The 2,771-nt window shown below is 35.6% G+C and carries 3 protein-coding genes; 1 reads left to right on the top strand and 2 read right to left on the bottom strand.

The features are described from left to right. Positions 1-84: 84 nt before the first annotated feature. Both ABT114_RS50150 and ABT114_RS50145 read right to left on the bottom strand, forming a co-directional pair. The gene (locus tag ABT114_RS50150) at positions 85-636 is read right to left on the bottom strand and encodes a recombinase family protein (protein WP_351154003.1); all 552 of its coding nucleotides are present in this window, start codon (positions 634-636) and stop codon (positions 85-87) included. Positions 637-837: 201 nt separating this feature from the next. Then, positions 838-1,728 carry an IS982 family transposase gene (locus ABT114_RS50145; RefSeq protein ID WP_351154000.1) on the bottom strand — a complete coding sequence of 297 codons (891 nt, stop codon included), beginning with the start codon at positions 1,726-1,728 and terminating at the stop codon, positions 838-840. A gap of 277 nt (positions 1,729-2,005) precedes the next feature. Here ABT114_RS50145 and oppD point away from each other — a divergent pair. Beyond that, a partial coding sequence (gene oppD, locus ABT114_RS50140; RefSeq protein ID WP_351153997.1) for a murein tripeptide/oligopeptide ABC transporter ATP-binding protein OppD occupies positions 2,006-2,771 on the top strand: 766 nt, incomplete at its 3' end.

Here is a 2,771-nt window from a genome sequence, read left to right as displayed (position 1 = left end):
GTTCTTTTAATCGTTGTAAATATTTAAAAGAACGGTTAATCAATACTAGGCTTCTAGTAAGGGATAAGGAGATTGAGAAAATTTTCATTTATTTATATACCTATAAATCGTTGTTCTTGACACTCCCCAAGAATCCGCAATCGACTTAATCGGCGTACCACTTTCTACCAAGGTTTTAAGAAGCATTATGTCTTTCTCCGAAAATTTCTCAGGTCTTCCTCCAAGCCTTCCTCTTGCACGTGCGGCTTCTCTACCAGCGGCAGAACGTTCTAAAATAAGGTTTCGCTCAAATTCCGCAAAAGCCGCAAACAAATGAAACATCAATTGTCCAGTCGAACTTGATTTATCCATTGTAATATTTTCTTGTAGACTATGAAAACTTACCCCTTTATTATTAAGAGAATTAACAATATTAATGAGATCTTCCATATTTCTACCTAGTCGATCCAATCGCCAAACAACAATCGTATCTCCAGGACGAGAAAATTCGATGGCGGATTTTAATCCAGGTCTATCTTTTTTACTTCCTGACATATGGTCAGTAAATATTTTTTCACAGTTATATTTTTTTAGACTATCTTTTTGTAAATCCAAATTTTGAAGTCCAGTTGAAACTCGTGCATATCCGATATTCATTTTTTTCTCCTTCATTTTAATTTATTGTATCATAACTTAGAAATATATATATAAATGAACATAGAATAAATTACGGGTTAATGAACAAGAAATGTAAATGATTTTGAGAATTTTAATAGGAAAAGAAGAGTGTTCAGAAAATGACCATTTTATGGACGCTCAAATATAAAAGAACATTGACCTACCCGAATTGCTAGTTGATTATTTAGCCATGACTTGATACCCGATAGAATATCTTAAAGTCTCTGGTTCCAGTGATTTAGCTGATTTTAACAGTAAAGAATACGCTAAAAGTATCATCTCTAATTTCAATTGAAAACCTTGAGGCGAACGACTTTTACAACGCTCAGCTCCTAGATTTGTCAAAAAAGAGAAAACTCGCTCAATCACTTTTCTACGTTTTGAAAAATTAGGGAAAAGGATTTTCTTTTGCTTCATGTTCTTCCTGACAGGTGTAATTAGATCAATTCCTTTTAATTCCAGCCTATCATGCAGTGACTGACCTAAATATCCCATATCTCCAAGGACTGTTGGTGTCCCAAATTGACTCAACACTTCCTCGGTCATTGAACTATCAGCCATTGAAGCAGGAGTAATTGTGTAGTCTATGACATAGCCTGATTCACTGACTAAAGCATGACATTTACATCCATAGAAGTACTGTCCCTTTGTAGCATTGTAGCCAACATTTGCATCATCTCCAAGAACTTTGCTTATGAAGTTACGAATAGGCTGACACAAAGGAATGGGGAAGCTGTCAATAATGGATACACTCATTCCTTCAACCTCTTTAAAGACGAGTGCTTGGCGAATGACTTGGATACTCGGTAAGAGGGCATTACAACGGCGGACAAAGCGAGAATATTCTAGGAAATTAGGAAATAAACTTTGAGCCAATTGGTGCTTAGCTTTAAGTGTTTCACTAAAATGCAGTACGTCCCATAGGTAACAAGTAATCACTAAGCAATCTGATGTTGCGAGATGGACGTTCTTTCGGTTTTGAACCTCAAGGGAAACACTCGTTTGATAAAGCGTCTCAATGGTTGTCAGTAAATAAACAAAAACTTTTGGAAGTGTGCTATTATAAGTCATATAAGTCGTGCGCTTTCTAATGCTTAGTACTTTAAGATTAGGATAGCACGACTTATTTATTTTCCAATGAAATTAACTAGCAATTCGGGTATAATAAAAGCATTTTTTAATATGATTACTGCTTTTATTATTTCCTCCAAAACTGTTGTTTTACCTTCATTTCCCGTAATGTTCAGAAAATTCATGAAGATATCCAAAATGATAATTTTTTGCAAATATACAGAAAAAGCAGTATACTTTTATTAAGTCTATTTAGAAAGATTTCATTGAGGTAAATATGGTAAGTGAAAATATTTTGGAAGCAAAACAAGTGAGTGTTGCTTTTCGGATTGCTGGTAAATTTCAAAAAGCAATTTATGATATTGAATTAAGGCTTAGACGTGGTGAAGTTTTAGCCATTGTTGGGGAATCAGGTTCTGGGAAATCAACTTTGGCAACTGCTGTTATGGGATTACACAACCCAAATCAAACTCAAATTACAGGCTCCATTTTATTGGATGAGGAAGAAGTGATTGGTAAAACGGGTGACTCCATGGCAAATATTCGAGGAAGTAAAGTTGGAATGATTTTTCAAAATCCACTCACTGCGCTTAATCCATTGATGAAAATTGGGCAGCAAATCAAGGAAATGCTGGCCGTGCATGATGTTTATCCAGAAAATCAGTATGAAAGTAGAATCTTTCAACTTTTAGAACAAGTAGGAATTCCAAATCCTAAAAGAGTCGTTAATCAATTTCCCCACCAACTTTCAGGCGGGATGAGACAAAGAGTAATGATTGCAATAGCCATTGCCAATGACCCAGATTTGATTATTGCTGATGAGCCAACGACTGCTTTAGACGTTACCATTCAAGCTCAGATTTTAGACTTGATTTTAGAAATACAAAAGAAGAAGAATGCTGGGGTTATTCTAATTACTCATGATTTAGGGGTTGTTGCTGAAGTTGCTGATACAGTGGCGGTGATGTATGCCGGACAACTCGTCGAAAAAGCTTCTGTTGAAGAGCTTTTTCAAAATCCCAAACATCCATACACCCGGTCAC

The organism is Streptomyces sp. NPDC002088, from assembly GCF_040296605.1.
Taxonomy (GTDB): Bacteria; Actinomycetota; Actinomycetes; order Streptomycetales; family Streptomycetaceae; genus Streptomyces.
Note: the sequence above shows the minus strand (reverse complement) of the source record. Positions and strands in the feature narration are given on the sequence as shown.